Annotated in this window: 9 protein-coding genes; all 9 read right to left on the bottom strand. The window is 70.7% G+C overall.

Annotated elements, in window-relative coordinates; all coding sequences use genetic code 11:
• Window positions 1-45: 45 nt before the first annotated feature.
• The 9 genes from K2M58_RS01130 to K2M58_RS01090 all read right to left on the bottom strand — a co-directional run bounded on the left by K2M58_RS01130 (window position 46) and on the right by K2M58_RS01090 (window position 16,792).
• A complete protein-coding gene (locus tag K2M58_RS01130; RefSeq protein WP_220677934.1) occupies window positions 46-468 on the bottom strand; it encodes a TIGR03826 family flagellar region protein in 423 nt (140 codons plus the stop codon).
• A 176-nt stretch (window positions 469-644) separates the two neighbouring features.
• The gene (locus K2M58_RS01125) at window positions 645-5,702 is read right to left on the bottom strand and encodes a UvrD-helicase domain-containing protein (RefSeq protein ID WP_220677933.1); all 5,058 of its coding nucleotides are present in this window, start codon (window positions 5,700-5,702) and stop codon (window positions 645-647) included.
• Entirely contained in the window at window positions 5,702-9,523 is a 3,822-nt protein-coding gene (locus K2M58_RS01120) for a PD-(D/E)XK nuclease family protein (protein WP_220677932.1), read from the bottom strand. Before K2M58_RS01120 ends, K2M58_RS01125 begins: the two co-directional genes overlap by 1 nt.
• A 151-nt stretch (window positions 9,524-9,674) precedes the next feature.
• Window positions 9,675-10,400: an RsfA family transcriptional regulator gene (locus tag K2M58_RS12780; RefSeq protein ID WP_289628257.1), complete on the bottom strand. Its 726-nt coding sequence runs from the start codon at window positions 10,398-10,400 to the stop codon at window positions 9,675-9,677.
• Between the two features lie 102 nt (window positions 10,401-10,502).
• Window positions 10,503-11,093: an undecaprenyl phosphate transporter UptA gene (locus K2M58_RS01110; RefSeq protein WP_066198676.1), complete on the bottom strand. Its 591-nt coding sequence runs from the start codon at window positions 11,091-11,093 to the stop codon at window positions 10,503-10,505.
• Between the two features lie 36 nt (window positions 11,094-11,129).
• Window positions 11,130-12,497 (bottom strand): hemolysin family protein, encoded by a 1,368-nt coding sequence (locus K2M58_RS01105; RefSeq protein WP_220677931.1) that lies wholly within the window; start codon window positions 12,495-12,497, stop codon window positions 11,130-11,132.
• A 291-nt stretch (window positions 12,498-12,788) separates the two neighbouring features.
• Window positions 12,789-14,105 carry an Nramp family divalent metal transporter gene (locus tag K2M58_RS01100; protein ID WP_220677930.1) on the bottom strand — a complete coding sequence of 439 codons (1,317 nt, stop codon included), beginning with the start codon at window positions 14,103-14,105 and terminating at the stop codon, window positions 12,789-12,791.
• 257 nt (window positions 14,106-14,362) lie between these two features.
• Window positions 14,363-15,394 (bottom strand): cytochrome d ubiquinol oxidase subunit II, encoded by a 1,032-nt coding sequence (gene cydB, locus K2M58_RS01095; protein ID WP_220677929.1) that lies wholly within the window; start codon window positions 15,392-15,394, stop codon window positions 14,363-14,365.
• Window positions 15,395-15,418: 24 nt separating this feature from the next.
• Window positions 15,419-16,792: a cytochrome ubiquinol oxidase subunit I gene (locus K2M58_RS01090; protein WP_220677928.1), complete on the bottom strand. Its 1,374-nt coding sequence runs from the start codon at window positions 16,790-16,792 to the stop codon at window positions 15,419-15,421.
• Window positions 16,793-16,806 lie beyond the last annotated feature (14 nt).

Here is a 16,806-nt window from a genome sequence, read left to right as displayed (position 1 = left end):
CGCTTTACCGTCAGTATCGGCCGAACGGCGGCAAAGGTTTACGGCCTACGGCCGCTTTTCCGGCGGCCGACCCTTTTTTTGCAGATACCGCTCGCCTGCCTCCGGACGCGCCTCGAGGGCGCGTTTGAGCTGCTCCGTCATTTCCTCAAGTTCCTTTTTGCAGCTCGGGCAGAAGCGCCCCTCGGTGATGAGCGCCTTCCCGCACCGCTCGCACGGGTAGGCGAGGTTCGGATGATCGGCGATCCGGATGCGCCCCTCCCGGATGAACTCGGTGATCTGCCGCACGCTCACGCCGGTTTTGTCGCTCACCTCGTAGATCGTCGCCTGCCGGTTTTCCTTTTTCCGGATGAACGCGTACACCCGCTCGAACTCCGCCTCGATCTCCGCCGCGCACGCCGGGCAGACCTTCTGCCCCGGCAGGCGAACGAACACCCGGCCGCAGCGCGGGCAGTTGTCGAGCTCCCCCATGCGCTTCCCCCTTCGGCCGTTTTTGCCGATGGCCGCTTGACGGCGGGCGGCCGCCGGACGGTCGCCTTGCGACGCTTCGCCGCCCGTTTTCGGCAAAAAACCGCCCGACCGACCCGATCCTTCGGGCGACGACAACCACCCGGGCGGCCCGCTTCCGGCTTCGCCGCGTCTTCACCCTACACCCGCACCGGCTCGTCCCGATCGAGGTAGACGATCCACCGCTCCCGAACCGGAACCCCCCAGATGGCCTCGATCGCCCGGGCGTAGAGCCGAAGCTGAAGCGCGTGCCGCTTCCGGAGCGCTTCTTCGGAAGGCGGATGGCGGGCGGACCGGTCGCCGGCGCCGGTCGGGGCGGACCGGTCGGTCCGGTCGGTTTTGTAATCGAGGAGGACGAGCCCCCCGTCCTCTTCAAACAGGGCGTCGATCGTCCCCTGGACGACGATCGGTTCCGCCTCGCCGTCCGGGCCGGCCGCCGTCCGAACCGCGCCCGCCGGGGCCGAGAGAACCGCGCTCCCTTTGTCCAAAAAGACCGCCCCTTCCGCGTCCGCTCCCCCGGTTCCGGCCCGTTCTTCCCAGAGCGCCTGGGGCGACAGCGCGTAGAGGAACGACACCTCCCGCCGGAGCGTCCCCGTCCGGGCCGCCCGGGCGAGCCGCACCCCGAGGGGCGACGTCCAGAAGCGGACGATCGCCGCCCGGTCGACCGCTTCCGCCTCCTCCGGCAGCAGGGCCTCCCCCTCGACGAGGCGGCGGATCGTCGCCTCGACCGCCTCGATCGACGGCGGCCCGCCGAAATCGAGCGACTGCAGCACCCGGTGCACCGCCGACCCGATCGCCTCCGGCGTGAGGGCCGCCCCCGAAAACCGCGGCCGCCGGAGGCGGAAGGGCGCCACGAGGGGCCGCGCCAGCGGATCCGGCGCCTCGAGCCGCCGCTTGAGCTCCGTCACGGAAAGCTTCGTCGGATACGCCGCGCCGGCGTCCGGAAGGCGCATCGCCCGAAGCAGCGCCTCCCCCGCCTTCGCCACCCGTTCCGGCCGGGGAAACAGGGCCGCCAGGGCCGGCGGGTCCGGCAGTCGGAAGGCCGCGACCGCCTCGGCCAGGATCCGGTCGGCGTCCGGCACCCGATCGCGGGCGCTTTCCGCTCCCGGCCCGGAGGCGCCGGACGGCATCGCCCGCTCGACCCCGATGCCGGGCGCGCCGGACGGAACCGCCCTTTCGACCGCCTCATCGAAAGCGCCGGAAGCAGGGGGCCGCATGTCGCCGGTACCGGGCGCCTCCGACGGCGTCCCCCCGGGGCTTTCGGCTGGCGTCTCGCCTTTGGCGCCGACCAGGGCGCGGCCGGGCGCCCCCGATCCTTCGGCCGGCGCCCCGACGAGGGCGTCCGCCGGCACGACGCGCAGGCGGAAGGCCGCCGTCCGGCCGAAGCCGTCCGGCAGGGTGACGAGGATCGCCTCGTCCGGCGACTTCCTCGCCCGGTCGAGGACCTCCCGGAACCCGCCGCCGAAGACCCCGCCGCGCTCCCGGAGCGCCGCCTCGAGGGCGAAATACAGCCGGTGCACGGGGCGATCGCTCAGGCGGATGCCCGAACGGGGCGGAAGGTCGATGAGCCGCCCCCGCGACGACTTCGGCGACCGGAGCCCGAACGTCTGGGCGGCGTCCCGGACGGCGCTCACGAGGATGAGCCGCTCCTTCGCCCGGGTCAGGCCGACGTAGAGGAGGCGGATGGCTTCCGCCCCGCGCTCCCGCCTCAGGCGTTCCTGAAGAAGGAAGCGGTACACCGCCTCGACCCGCTCGACGCCGAGGTCCAGGTCGACCCGCCGGAGGGCGAAGCCGAGCTCGCCGTGCAAAAGGAGCGACTCCCGCTCGTCCTCCCGGTTCTGCCCGCGGCCGAGCCCGGCGAGGAAGACGACCGGAAACTCGAGCCCCTTGCTCCGGTGGACGGTCATGATCCGCACCCGGTCCTCCTCGCCGTCGGCGATCCGGAGCACGTCGTCGGCGCCGCTTTCCTGAAGCCGCTCGAGTTCCCGGAGAAAGCCCGAAAGCCCCCCGAGGCCGTGTTCGGCGTACCGGGCGGCGAGGTCCCGGAGGGCAAAGAGCCGCTCCCGCCGAAGTTCCCCTTCCGGAAGGCCCAGGACGTACGCCGGATAGCCGGTGTCGGCATACAGACGGTCCAAAAGCGCCTCCGGCGAAAGCCGCCGGGAAAGCCGCCGCCACGTCTGAAGCCGCCGAAAGAAGCGAAGGAGCTTCGCAAGAAGCGCCGGAGACACCGCCGGCCCATCGCCCGGCGTCTGCGCATCGGACCCGGCCGTCGCTTCCGCGTCGGGTTCCGCTTCATCCGGCAGGGCCGCCGCTTCTTCCGCCCCGGGCGCCGCCCCATCCGGACGGGCCCCGGCCGCATCCGCAGCGACCGCTTCTGACCCGGCCGCCCCCGCCCGGGCCGCTCCCGCTCCGGCCGCTTCCGCTCCGGCCCCCTTCGCTTCGCCGGCCGTCTCTTTCTCCCGAAGCGCGGCCAGCCGGACGAGCGCCCGCACCGCCCGATGAAACGGCCGGTCCGGATACGCCGCCCGGATCTCCGCGAGCTCCGCATCGGTAAAGCCGCCGAACGGCGCCGTGAGCACCGCCGCGAGCGGGATGTCCTGCGCGCCGTTGTCGAGAAGCTGGAGGAGGGCCACGATCCGCTTCAAATCGATCGCCTCAAACAGCCCGGAACGCTGGTCGACGACCGCCGGGATGCCCGCTTCCCGGAGCGCCCGGGCGTAGACGTCGCCGGCGCCTCTCATCGTCGGCAAAAGGACGGCGATCTCCCGGTACGACCGGCCCGCCGCGACGAGCTCCCGGATGCGCCGGGCGATCCACCGTCCTTCCGCTTCGGCCCCCTCCGGCGCCTCTTCCTCTTCTTCCGGCGCCGCCTCTTCGCCGAAAGCGCCGTCCGCCTCCGGCGCCGGGCCGGCCGGAGCCCCGGCCGCATCCGGCCCGGCCCCGTCATCGGGCGCCCCGGCGCTCCCGCCTCCCGCGCCGGCGCCCGTCGCCTCACCGCCTTCGCCGTCCGCCGCGGCGGAAGGCGGCTCCGCCGCGCCCGGCCGAACGTCGAGGATCGTCCATTCCGGCACCGCCTCCGGATCCGGCGGCGCCTCCTTCCCCGGCCTCAGGGCCGCGGCGGCGTCGTAGTCGATCTCCGCCGCCTCCTTCACCATGAGGCGCTCGAAGAGGGCGTTGATGAAGCGCAAGATCTCCGGCTTGCTGCGAAAATTTCGGTTAAGATCGATGCGAACGCGGCTTTTGGCCTCCCCGGACCCCGCGGCGGCGTCCCGCGCCGCGCCGACCGCGGCGGCCGCCTCCGGGGCCGGTCCGGCCGCCGAAGCCGCCGCGCCCCCGCCGTCGGCCGGCCCCTCCGACGAAAGGGCCCAAGACCCGCCGGCGGGCGCTCCCTCCGCCGAAAGCGCCGTAGCCCCGCCGCCCGGCGCATCCGCCGCCGAAAGTGCCGCGCCCCCGCCGTCGGGCGCTCCCTCCGCCGGAGGCGCCGCAACCGCGCCATCGGCCGGGCCAACCGCCGCGGCCCCGCCGTCGGCCGGCCCCTCCGCCGGAGGCGCCGCGATCGGACGGAAGCGCTCGTATTTCTCCTGAAAGAGCCGCGGCTCGCTCAGCCGGAAGCGGTAGATGCTTTGCTTGACGTCCCCGACCATAAACACCCGCACGCCGCGGGCAGAAAGCCGGGCGACAAACGCATCCTGCAGCCGGTTCGTATCCTGATACTCGTCGACGAGCACCTCGTCGTACTGCGCCGCGACCGCCTCGAGGGCCCCGGCCTCGAGCACCCGAAGGAGCGCCCGGGCGACGTCGGAAAACGTCCGGACGTTCTCCCGCCCCTTGATCGCCTCAAGCCGGTCCGCGTACTCCCGGTACAGGCCGACGAGCGCCTCGAGGACCGGTCGGGCGGCGGCCGCCTCTTCGGCCGCCTCCTCCGCCGGGACGAGGGCGGGGGTGAGGCGATCCTTCAGCTGATCCCGAAGCGCCGCCCGCTCCCGCTTGAGCCGCTCGACGGCCGCCCCGGCCTCCGGCGAAAGCCCCCGAACCGACACCCGGGCGAGCGGGCGGGCGAAAAACCCCCGCAGGGCGGCGACGACGTCGTCCCAGCCTTCGGCCGCCCGCACCGCCTCGAGCGCCGCCTCCGCGGCGGCGGCGTCTTCCGCGAACGGCTCCGCCGCCTTGGCCGACACCGCCCGGGCCTGTCCGACGAGCCCCCGAAGATCCCGGACCAGCCCTTCGAGCGCCTCGGTCATCGTCCGCCGGAAGGCCAAAAACCACCGGCCCGCCGTCGCGCCGGCGGCCGCCCCGGCGTAAGCCTCGAGGCCCGCGGCAAAAAACGCGTCCGGGTCCGGCAGCGAGCGGACGAAGTCGTCCAGCCGAAAGAGCGCCTCGACGAGCGGCCCGTCGTCCCGGGTGGCGTGCAGCCAGTCGACGAGCCGGTAAAACGGATCGTCCGGCGCCTTCGTCCCGTACGCCCAGGCGAGCGTCGCCTCAACCGCCGCCTGCCGAAGCGGCCGCTCCTCGATCTCGTCGATGAGCCGAAACGACGGATCCCAGCCGATGAGGTGGGCGAAGCGCCGGACGACCCGGAGCGCGTAGGCGTCGAACGTCGTCACTTCCGCCTGGGGCAAAAGGAGAAGCTGACGCCGGAGATGGGGATCGCCCGGGCGGGTCCGGGCCCGCTCGAGAAGCGCCCGGGCGAGGCGGCTTCGCATCTCCTCCGCCGCCGCCCGGGTGAACGTGAGGACGAGCAGCCGGTCGAGGGACGTCCGGCGACCAAAGCCCGCCTTGTCCGGCATCGGGGCTTTCGCGCCGATCTCGCCGGACGCCGCCGCACCGGCCTTTCCGGACGCCGTCGTACCGAGCTCGCCGGACGCCGCTGCACCAGCCACGCCGGACGCCGTCGCGCCGGCCTCGCCGAACGGCCCCGAACCGCCGGGGCTGCCGGAGGCGGCCGCCGCCATGAGTCCGCCGGGGGCTTCCGCACCGGCCTCGCCGAAGGTCTCCTGCCCGCCGGACCCCGCCGCCTCGCCGGCGCCGCCCGGGCCCGCGTCGTCGCCGGCGACGAGGCGGACGATCCGCTCGATGAGGACCGCCGTCTTCCCCGAGCCGGCGGCGGCGGCGACGAGCATCTCGTCGTGCCGGACGCCGATCGCAAGCCGCTGCTCCGGCGTCCAGCGAACCCCTCCCGCGCCCGGAGATGCGCCCATCACATTCCACCCCCTTGCCCGGCTTCAACGCCCCGGCCCGCCGCCTCCGCCGCGGCCGCCCGGCCGTGCACGATCTCCGCCAGCACCCGCCGGGCGTCGCCGGCCGAATAAAACCGCCGGGGCCGGTCGCCCGCCTCCGGATCGAAGCCGCAGACCGCCTGGTACGGGCAGAAGCGGCAGACGGGAGTCCCGTCCGGCTCGGCGAAGGGCGCCGCCGGATACCGCCCCGCCTCGATCCCGACCACCGCCTCCTCCAGCTTTTCCCGGGCCACCGCCCGAAGGGCCGCCCAGCCGGCCTCCGGGATGAGGAAGAGGGCCGTCCCCCGGCTGCCCGCCGGCAGGTCCCCCTCCAGCGTAAGCGAAAGATCGAGAACCGCGCTGTCGACGGTGCGGCGCCGGGATTTTTTCTCTTTCTTCTGCTCCTGAATCGCCCGCAGCCGCTCCGGCAGGCTTTCGTCCAGGCAGAAGACGGCGTCCCGGTCCCGGGCGATCCAGCCGCTTAGGCGATACGCTTTGAGCACGAGATGCGCGATCTCCGCCTCCCCCTCCGACCCTTTCACGATCGGCCGGGGATCGCCGACGATCTGGTAGAGGGCCGCCGCCGGCCGCGGCAGGATCCGCTTCCCTTCGATCCGGAGGCCTTCGTTCAAAAGAAGATCGAGGTAGACGATGAGCTGGAGATCGACGCCGGCCAGAAACCGCCGGGCGTCCGGCGCCACAAAGCGGGACTTGTAATCGACGATCCGGAGCCAGGGCGCCGCCTTCCCCGGGGCGAGGTCGATCCGGTCGATCCGGCCGCGGATCCGGATGACCCGGCCGCCGGGAAGCCGAAGCGGCACCCCGTCCCGGCCGTCGCCGACGGCGAATTCAAAGGCGTGCGGCCGAAACGCCCCCCGCCGAAGCTGCTCCACCGCCGCCCGGGCCGTCCGTTCGACGTGCCGCCGGAGCCGGTGGGCGATCGCCTTCCGGCGGGCGTCGGCCGAAAAGAGGGCCCGGCGATCCTGTTGCAGGGCCGCCGCCGTCGCCGCCTCGACCGCCGCCCGGAGCGCCGCCTCGGCCTCGGCGGGGATCCCGCCGGAAAGCCACGACCCGCCCGCCCCTTTCGTCCGGTCGGCCAGCGCCGCGAGGGCCGGCCCGGCGGCGGCGAGCGCCGCGTGATAGAGCTCCCCGACGTCGGGCATCGTCAGCCGGTGCACCGGCCGCTCGGCGAGGGCGAGCCCGTGGGCGGCGTAAAAGGCGTACGGGCATTCGTGGTACCGCTCCATCTTCGACACGCTCGCGATGAGAGGCGGCGGAAAGAGCCGCCGGGCGAGCTCGGGCGCAATGCGCCCCCGCTCCGGCCGGCCGGCGGCGAGCCCGGCGATCCCCCGGGCGGAAAGGCCGGCCGGATCGCCCGCCTTCTCCAGGGCGACGTAAGCGGCATAAAGCGGCCAGAAGGCCGGCGGCGGCAGGGCGCCCCGGACAAAGGCCCGCACGCCGGCGGCCAGAACCTGAAGCCCCTGCGTCGGGGAAAGGAGGGACGGCGGGATCCGGCGACCCGCGGCCGGCGGCGACGTCTCCTCCAGCGCCTCGACCCACGGCGCCGGCGTCGCCGGCTCGTCGCCGACCGCCGCCGGGACGAAGACGGCGCGGGCGCGCCCGGCCTCGGCGAAGAAGCTCCAGAGCTTCACCGCCGCCTCCGCGACCCGCTCCTCGAGCGGCGGCGCGAGACGCACGGCCGGCGCCTCCGCCTCGGCGAGCCGCTCGAAGAGCCGGCGCCGCTCCGCCTCCGAAAGCCAGCCGTCGTCGCCGCCTTCCGGCGGCATCGCCCCCCGGACGGCGCCGAGGAAGACGATGACGTCGACGTCGAGGAGGCGAGAGCGGTCGAGGTCCGCCACCGTCACCGCCTCCACCGTCCGGGGCACGAGGCGAAACCGCGCCGAGCGCAGCCCGAAGCGGAAAAGGCGGGCAAACGTCCCGGCGTCCATCGGCGTCTCGCCGAGGACGTCCGCCGTCTGCTCGAGGAGCTCGATCAGCGTCTGCCAGGCCTGCCGGTCTTCGTCCGCCTCCTCGACCGCCCCCCGCCCCTCGGCGGCGAACATCGACCGGCGCACCCCCGCCTCGACGTCCAGCGCCTCGATCCGCCGCCAGAGCCGCCGGGCCCACGCCCCGGCCGTCGGCGGCTCGGCCGCCGTCCTTTCCTCCGCATCGGGAAAAAGGGCCTGGGCGAGGGCTTCCCGGATCTTTTCCCGGAGCGCCGCCCCGGCCCCTTCCGGCCCGCCGCCGGCGAAAGCGGCTCCGGCTTCCCGCGCCCCATCGGCCGGGCCCGCCGGACGTCCCGCCGTCTCCGGCCGCCCGCCGTCCCTCGCCGCCTCGACCTCAGGCGGCCGGCCGAAATGCGGCTTCGCCCAGTCGCTTCCCTGCACGCCGTACTCGAGGAGCCAGTTCTCCAGCCGATCGATGTCGTCTTCCGTGAGCGTCATGCCCCGGGCTTCAAAAAACGGCCCGAGAAGCCCCGTCTTAAGGAGCGCGATGAGCGCCGGGGTCGACGGGCCGTTTTCCATCCCCTCGAGGAGCGCCTCGACGAGCCGGACGAGCGGGTGCGGCCGCATCGGCCGCTCCCGGTCGAGGAACACCGGGATGTCCGCCGCGGCGAAGACCGCCTCGACGATGCCGGCGTACGCCTCGAGATCGCCGGCGACGACGGCCATCCGCCGGTACGGGATCCCCCGCCGGCGGTAGTGCCGGAGGACCGCCGCCGCCCCCTCCACCTCCCGCCGCCGCGTCGGCGGGCGAAAAAGGCGCGTCTCCGGAAGCGGGCCCGCCGCCGCCCAGGGGCCGGCCGCCGCCCCCGCCTGGGCCGCCCCGTGCGCTCCGCCGGCCGCCTCTCCGCGGGCCGCCCCGGCCGCCCCGCCGTGGGCCGCGCCGGCCGCCGGAGCCGATCCGGGCGCCGAATCCGGCGCCGGCGCGAGCTGAAAGGGCACGCCCCGCCGCCCGGCGAGCCGCTCGAGTTCCGCCACCGTCCGCGCCACCGGGCCGTCGAGCCCCCGTTCGACGTCGCCGTACAGCGCGCCGAGGGCCCGGAGGACCGACCGGGCCGCCGGATCGGCGACCTCCGCCGCCGCCCGAAGGTCGGGGAACAAAAACGCCACCGACCGCGTCCGGGCCATGAGCCCGTCCAGCACCGCCAGCTCCTCCGGCGTAAAGCTCAAAAACCCGTCGACGAACACCTCGGCCTCGGCCACCCAGGCCGGCCGCTTTGCGGGATCGGGCGCCGAAAGCCGCTTCGCGAGCCCCCGCAAGGCGTCTTCCGCCGCGAGATAGCGGGACTGAAGCGCCCGGTCGACGTCGGCGTAGACGGTCGCCGCCGCCGCGAGCTTTTCCTGAAGGGCCGGATCCGACGCCAGAGCCTGCGCCGCCGCCCGAAGCGCCTCCGGCGGCGTCCCGTAGCGGCGGAGTTCCCGGAGGAAGGCGGACAGCCGTTCCAGCGTCCCGATCCGGTCCGCCGTCCGGGCAAAGGGGCCAAGCTCCTCCCGCCGGCGAAGGGCCGCCTCCGCCACGAGGAGGAGCTCCCCGATCGCCGTCACCGGCCGCCGGGCGAGCCCGCCCGCTTCCTGAAAAACCCGCCACGCCAGGCGCGTAAAACTCACGACCCAGAGCCGCGTCGAGCCCCGGAGCCCCCGGCGGACGAGGGCCCGCTCGACGGCAAACGTCATCTGTTCCGGCACGAGGAGAATCAGCGGCGCCCCGTCCGGCTCCCGGTGCGAGGCGTCGATGAGCCGCCGGTAGAGCCCCTCCCGCGCCGATCGCATCGTCGCCGCCCGCCAGACCGTGACCTGCAAAAAATCCCCTCCCGCGCCGCCTTCCCCTTTCTCCCATTATAAATATAAAGGATGCGGGAAAAAAGGGAAAAGACGGCGCGAAAGGGGACGGACGTCGGCGCGATTCGGCCGACGATGAGGGCCGACTCGACCGCCGGGTCGGTTTCCGGCGTCAAAACCCTTCGGCCGCCCGCTCCGGCGTCCGCTCCGGCGGCGCCGGCGGCTCGAGGGCGCCGGCTTCTTCCTCGACCAGCCGGCGGGCCCGCTCCAGGATGCGCACGATGAGCCCGTAGTCGTCCGGCAACACCGCCTCGCCGGCGGGCCAGCGAAGGCCGGCCTCCCGCTCTTTCAAAAGCCGCTCGATCGTCGCCTCCCGCTCCCGGAGCTGCTCCCGAAGCGCCGCCGCCTCCCGCTCCAGCGCCTCGACCCGCTTCGCCGTCTCCCGAAGAAAAGCGATCACCTCAGCAAAGCCGAGCGCTCCGGCGCGCCGCCGGCCGACCGGGCGCCCGCTTCCCCCGGCGGCCGCCCGGATCGCGTCCTCCGCCTCCGCCGCGGCCCCGTCCGGGGCGCCCCCGTCCGCCTCGATCCACCCCTCTCTCCCGTCCTCCGCCTCGCCTTCCGTCGAATAGAAGACCGGCACCTCCGCCGACACCGCCGACCGCTCCCGGCGCCGGGCCTTCTTGCCGGTGAGCTTGGCCAGCATCACATCGCTTTCATAGTGCTTCCGGACGACGCTGTTCCAGCGGAAGCCGCACGCCGCCGCCGTCCGGCCGAGCTTCTCCGCCACCTCTTCAAACGCCCGAAGCTGCGTGCTTCCCTCCCGGATGTGCCGGAGCACCGTCTCGGCGAGCAGGAAATCTTCGTCTTCGCGCCAGGCGTCCTGCCGCTTGGCGGCCATCGGCCTCCCTCCTTCGGCATCGAGTCTTCATTTGCCAGTATGGAGGATTCTCATAAACGATATACGCCGGACGCGAAAACGGCGTGCCGGTCGGCACGCCGTCTACGAACGCTCCGCCCGCCTGCGCCACACGACGTAGAGGGCGAACGACCCCGCTGCCACCGCGAGAAAATACGGCCAGTAGCGGGCGGCGATCGCCTTGGCGAGCGGCCAGTTTTCACCGATCTTGGCGCCGAGAAAAAAGAAAAAGAGCGACCACGGCACGATGGCGAGGGCCGTGTAGAGGATAAACGGCCCGTGGCCCATCCGGGCGAGCCCCGCCGGCACCGAGATCGCGTGCCGGACGACCGGCACGAACCGCGCCGAAAAAATCACCCCCGGCCCGTAGCGCTCAAACCACCGCTCCGCCACCGCGAGGTGCTCCGGCCGGATGAGGACGTACTTTCCGTACCGAAGGACCGCCGGCCGGCCGCCGTAGCGGCCGAGCCAGTAGAGAAAAAGCTGCGACAGGACGCCGCCGACGACGGCGGCGACGAAGGCCGGAACAAAACCGACGGCCCCCTTCGCGATGAGGTACCCGCCGTAGGCGAGGACGATCTCGCTCGGGATGACCTCGATCATGAGCCCGAGGGCGATGCCGAGGGCGCCCAGCGCCTCCAGACGCTCGAGCACCGTCTGCACGAACTCCGCCACCGACGCCCGCTCCTCCCCGGCTCTGCGCACGTTCGATTATTGGGCTTCGGCCCGCCGCGGTTCTTCCACCACGCCCTCTTCCTCCGGCCCTTTTTCCGCCTCCGCTTCCGGCGTCCGGCGGTACAGGAGCCGGGCGACCCGGAGGCCGTCCATCTCGGCGATGACGAACTCGTGGGCCCCTTCGAAAACGAACCGTGCCCCGACCGACGGCGGCGTGTCGAAATGGGCGTAGGCCCAGCCGCCGATCGTATCGTAATCGTCGTCGTGAATCGCCGTGCCGAACCGCTCGTTGAACTCCTCGATGAGCATCCGACCGTCGACGGAGTACGCCCCGCCTTCCGCTTCCTCAACCTCCGGCCGCTCCTCGTCAAACTCGTCCTGAATCTCCCCGACGATCTCCTCGAGGACGTCCTCGAGCGTCACCAGCCCCGCCGTCCCGCCGTACTCGTCGATCAGGATCGTCATCTGGGTCTTTTCTTTTTGCATGATTTTGAGCAGGCGGACGAGCGGGATCGACTCCGGCACCTTCGTGATCGGCCGGATGAGCTTTTTGAGGTCGCGCTCTTCCGGATGGCGCCAGAGGTCCTTGATGTGGATGAACCCGATGATGTGGTCCTTATCCGGGTCGCAGAGCGGGTAGCGGGTGTGAAGCTTCTCCCGGACGATCCGCATGTTTTCTTCGTAGGAAAGCCCGGTGTAGAGGCATTCGATCTCCGTCCGGGGCACCATGATCTCCCGGGCGTTCGTCTCGGCAAAATCGAAGATCCCCTCGACGAGATCGTACTCCGACTCGTCGATGAGGCCGCTTTCGTGCGATTCCCGCACGAGGAGCCGGAGCTCCTCTTCCGTGTGTCCCGCCGTCTCCCCCGCCCCCGGATCGAAGCCCAGCAGACGGACCACGAGCCGCGTCGCCCCGTCCAGCAGCGCGATGAACGGCCGCATCACCCGGTAGAAGTAATAGAGCGGCCCGTAGGACCGGAGGGCGATCTGTTCGGCGACGTGGACGGCGACGACCTTCGGCGCCTGCTCGCCGACGACGATATGAAGCGCCGTCACGACGGCAAAGCCGGCGCCGATGGCGAGGGGACCGGCGAGGGGCTCCGGCAACCGGAGAAGCTGAAAGAGCGGCCAGAGGAGGGCCCGCATCGCCGGTTCCCCGAGCCAGCCCAGGACGAGCGAGGCGAGGGTGATGCCGAGCTGCGCCGCCGAAAGGTACCGCGGGAGCTCGGCGACCATCTCGAGCACCCGGCGGGCCGCGGCGTTCCCCTCCTCGGCGAGCACTTCCAGCCGGCTCTGCCGGACCTTCACCAGCGCAAACTCGATGGCGACAAAATACCCGTTCATAAGGAGAAAAAACGCGATCCAAAGAAGCGTTCCCGGAGACCACACGCCGGGTTCGTCCAATTTGCTCCGCCGCGCCCCGCTTTTTCCCGGTTGCAAAACGCGCCGATGGCGCGCGCGGCGGACTCCACCTCCTCGGCCGTGAATTCTTCCGTCGGAGCCGCCGGGCGTCCGGGGCGGCCCCGACCTGCCGCCGGCCGGCGCAGCGTGGCCTCCCGCCGGCCGGCCCCGGCAGCCCCCGAAACGTATACGCACCCGACCGTATTGTACAACACTTTCCGGAAACGGTAAAGGCGCCGGTCGCCCGGCGCCGAAACGCGCTTTCTTTTTGTCCGACGGCCGGGGGCGCCCGCCTCAGACGGCCACGCCGTGGAAGGCCGAGTACAGGAGGTAGCCGTTTAAGGCGAGGACGACCGCCGTCACCGCATACGCGAGAAGGTTGGTCAAGGGCCGGTTGGCGAGCTCTCCCATCACCCGCCGGTCTCGGGTGAGGAGGACGAGCGGCACGAGGGCGAGCCCGATGCCGAAGGAGAGGACGACCTGGCTCACCAGCAGGGCCGTCGTCGGACTCATCCCTGAAAGGATGATCGCCAGCGGCGGAATCGTCGAGACGATCCGCCGGGCGTAGATCGGGATCCGGAAGCGGATGAACCCCTGCATGATGACGTCGCCGGCGAGGATGCCGACCGACGAGCTCGAAAGCCCCGATGCGAGGAGCCCGACGGCGAAAAGAAGCGTCGCCGCCGGTCCGAGGAACTGCCCGAGCAGCCGGGCCGCGTCGTCGATCTCCTCGACGACCATCCCCCGGCCGTGAAAAAGGGCCGCCGCGACAATGACCATGCTCATGTTGATCACCCCGGCGATCCCCATCGCGATCCAGAGGTCGAGGAGCTCGAGTCGGTAGAGGCGCTTTTTTTCCTCCGGCGTCCGGGCCGTCACCCGGCGCTTGGTGAGGGCCGAATGGAGGTAGATCGCATGGGGCATCACCGTCGCCCCGAGGATGCCGGCGGCGAGAAAGACCGCCTCGGCGTCGGGAAAGGTCGGCACCAAAAGACCGCGCATCAGCGGAGCCGGTTCGGCGCCGGAGAGGAACATCTCGACGACGAACGAAAACGTGACGACCATCACCAGCCCGGTGATCGCCGCCTCCAGCGGCCGCACCCCCCGCCGCTGAAGCTCGAGCAGCAAAAACGAAAGGATCGTCGCAAAGACCGCGCTTTCCACCATCGAGCGGCCGGTCAGAAGATGAATCCCGATCGCGCCGCCGAGGAATTCGGCGAGGTCGGTGAAGATGACGACGAGCTCCCCCTGGACCCACATGAACCAGCCGGCGGCGGCGCCGTAGCGGTCCCGGATGAGCTCCGGCAGATCCCTGCCGGTGGCGATGCCGAGCTTGGCCGAAAGGGCCTGGACGAGGATCGCCATCAGATTCGCCGCCAGCACCACCCAGAGCAGGCGGTAGCCGTACGTCGAACCGGCGGCGATGTTCGTCGCGTAGTTCCCCGGATCGATGTACGCCACCGACGCGATGAACGCCGGCCCCAGGAAGGGGAGGATGCCCCGAAGCCCCGGCCATCGTTCGGCGAGGGCCCGCTCCGCCCGCTCGTACCGCTGCCCGATCTCCGGCGCCCGCCGTTCGATCGGCCCGTCGATCGCCTTCTTCGCCTGCATCGCCGCCCCTCCCTTCTCGTCCGTCCGGCCGGCGGCCTCCGCCTGGCCCGTTCGAGCCCGCCCGGATGCAGGCGGATTTTCTACTTGCCACATTTTATTAATGCGTTCGATTTTATTTCCTTACGCCAACTCCTTTTTAAGCATAAAAAAAGGCGCCGGCCGGCACAAGAGTTGATTTTGCACTCCTGTGCCGCGGCGCTTCGACTTCGCCCGCCGGCGGATTCGCCGCAAACGGCGCCCCGGCGCCCGCTCGGCGCTCAGCGATACCCCTTCGCTTCCTCCGGTCGGATCTTCGCCCGAAAGAGCCGGTAGGCCCAGAGCTGATACCCGATCACGATCGGAACGAAAATGACCGCCACGAAGAGCATGATCGACAGGGTGAGCTCGCTTGCCCGGGCCTCGTACAGCGTGATCGACGCCGCCGGATCGAGGCGGGAGATGAGCATGCGGGGAAACATTCCGATAAACCCCGTCGCCGTCGTGAGGGCGATCGCCCCGGAGGTCATGAGAAACGACCAGAGCAAGCGCCCGCGGGCGTAGAAGAAGCGGACGAGCAACAAAAGAAGAAGGGCGAGGGCCGGAACGACGTAAAGGATCGGATACGCGTTGTAATTGTCGAGGATCGTCGTCCGGTTGGCCGTCGCCGAGAGAAAGAGGCCGTGGAGCCCGAGGACGACGAACCACGCCCAGCCGGCGACCGACCGCGCCCGGTCGTGAAGCGGGCCGCTCACCTTATGGGCCGTCCAGAGGGAGCCGGAGAGAACGGCAAAGGCGACGAACAAAAGCCCGCCCAGTATCCCGTACGGGTTCAAAAGCGACGCGAGCGTCACCGCGTTCGTCGTCCGGTCGAAGGCAAGACCGTAGAACATATTGGCGAAGGCGACGCCGAGAAGAAGCGCCACGGCGAGGCTTCCCCCGAAGAAAGCGAACGTCCAGCTCGCCTTCCAGAAGCGCCCCGACCCTTTGGACATAAATTCCAGCCCCGTCGCCCGGTAGAAGAGGCCGAACAAGATGAGAAAAAGCGGCACATAAAGCGTCGAGAACATCTCCGCGTAAACGAGCGGAAAGGCGGCAAACGTCGCCCCGCCGGCGGTGATGAGCCACACCTCGTTGCCGTTCCAGAACGGACCGACGACCTCCTGGAGCTGAGCCTCTTCCTGCTCATTTTTGCGCAGGAACGGGAAGAGGATGCCGACGCCTAAGGTGTAACCGTCGAGGGTGAAATAGACGATCCAGAGGACCGCCCAGAGGATGAACCAGAGGACGGAAAGGGCGTCGTACGAGAGCATGCTCTCCCTCCTTTCTCCTGCCCGTCAGGCTTCCTGCGGCCGGCCCGCAGGCGCCTTCGGCGCCTTCGCCGGCGGCTCGCCCGGCGACGCCGCGACCTCCGGCCCGGCCTTCGCGTGCTTCACGAGGAGATAGACATCGGCGATGATGAGGGAGGTATAGAAGACGACGAGCCCGACGAGGGAAAAGACGATGTCGCCGATGGAGATGGGGCTCACGGCATCGGCCGTTTTCATGAGCCCGTAGACGATCCACGGCTGCCGCCCGACTTCCGTCACGACCCACCCGAGGTTGATCGCGACATACGGAAGGGGGATGAAGTACGGAAGCGCCTTGAGCAGCCCCCGCGCCTCGAGAAGCGTCCCTTTTCGCTCCCGCCACCACGCATACCCCGCCACGGCGAGGAAGAAAAGACCGAGCCCGACCATGAGCCGGAAGCTCCAGAAGACGATCCACACCGGCGGCCGTTCGTCGGCCGGGATGTCGCCAAGCCCTTTGACGTACCCGGTCGGCGAATTGGTGGTCAGGAGGCTCCCGAGGTACGGGATCTTGCCCCACTCGATGATGTTGCCGTCGTTCTTCAGGCTCGGCACGGCCAGGAGGTAGAACGGCTGCGCCTCCCCGGACTCCCAGATCGACTCAAAGGCGGCCGCCTTCGCCGGCTGGACCTTCGCCGCGTTCAGGCCGGCCAGATGGCCGCTCAGCGGCGCCATCACCGTCGCAAAGAGGGCGAGCGCCAGCGCCAGCTTGAACGAACGGTGGAAAAACTCGACGTGCTGCCGCCGGAGGAGGTGATAGGCGCTCACGCCGAGGACGAAGAAGCTGCCGACGATGTAGCTTCCGATCAGCGTGTGGACGAGCATATACCAGACGTACGGGTTAAAAAGCACGGCCCAGAAGTTCTCCAGGTGCACGCGTCCGTCGACGAGGGTGTAGCCGACCGGATTTTGCATAAAGCCGTTGGCGGTGATGATCCAAAGCGAAGACAGCGTCGTGCCGAGGGCGACCATCCACATCGAGAGCGCCCGCAGTTTCGGGAACCGCTCCCGGCCGAAGATCCAGATGCCGATGAACGTCGACTCCAGGAAGAAAGCGACGAGCGCCTCGATGGCGAGCGGCGCCCCGAAGATGTCGCCCATAAACTTCGAGTACTCCGACCAGTTCGTGCCGAACTGGAATTCCATCGTGATGCCCGTCACGACGCCGAGGACGAAGTTGATGACGAAAAGTTTGCCCCAGAAGTCGGCCATGCGCCGGTAGAGGTCGTCTTTGGTCCGGGCATACAGCGTTTCCATGATGGCGACCAGAAGCACGAGCCCGAGGGTAAGCGGGACGAAGAGAAAATGATACATAATCGTTACCGCAAATTGAATGCGGCTCAGCAAAAGCACATCGGGCATCTCCGACCCTCCTT

It is taken from the genome of Hydrogenibacillus sp. N12 (assembly GCF_019645935.1).
Taxonomy (GTDB): Bacteria; Bacillota; Bacilli; order Thermicanales; family DSM-22653; genus Hydrogenibacillus; species Hydrogenibacillus schlegelii.
Note: the sequence above shows the minus strand (reverse complement) of the source record. Positions and strands in the feature narration are given on the sequence as shown.